A 668-nucleotide genomic window follows, 5' to 3' on the forward strand; every position below is an offset into this window, starting at 1 on the left:
ACCAATGCCCCACTGACCACCAACGGCACCTTGACCATCAGCGACATCGACAGCGCCGCAACCTTCGTCGCCCAACCCAACACCGCCGGCAGTTACGGCCAATTCTCCATCGGCACTAATGGTGCCTGGACCTATGTCGCCAACTCCGCCCACAACGAGTTCGCCGCTGGCACCACCTACACCGACACTTTCTCAGTGAGCAGTGCCGATGGCACCCTCACTTCGGTCACCGTGCATATCCTCGGCACCAACGATGCCGCCGTGTTGTCCGCCGACATCGCTAACCTCACCGAGACCAATGCCCCACTGACCACCAACGGCACCCTGACCATCAGCGACATCGACAGCGCCGCAACCTTCGTCGCCCAACCCAACACCGCCGGCAGTTACGGCCAATTCTCCATCGGCACTAATGGTGCCTGGAGCTATGTCGCCAATAGCGCCCACAACGAGTTCGTCGCCGGCACCACCTACACCGACACCTTCGTCGTGAGCAGTGCCGATGGCACCCTCACTTCGGTCACAGTCCACATCACCGGCAGTAACGACGCCGCCGTGTTGTCCTCGGCCAACATCGTGCTGACCGAAACCAATGCCCCACTCACCACCGGCGGCAGTCTCACCGTTAGCGACATCGACAGCCCGGAAACCTTCCAGGCCCAATCCGG

1 protein-coding gene is annotated in these 668 nt (G+C 61.7%); it reads left to right on the top strand.

Translation table 11 applies throughout. The annotated features are described in order from the left end of the window. Nucleotides 1-668, top strand: a 668-nt coding sequence (locus ACIPLA_RS27480; protein ID WP_401177552.1) for a VCBS domain-containing protein, incomplete at both ends; no start/stop codon positions are given.

Source organism: Pseudomonas sp. NPDC086112 (assembly GCF_044746425.1).
GTDB lineage: Bacteria > Pseudomonadota > Gammaproteobacteria > Pseudomonadales > Pseudomonadaceae > Aquipseudomonas.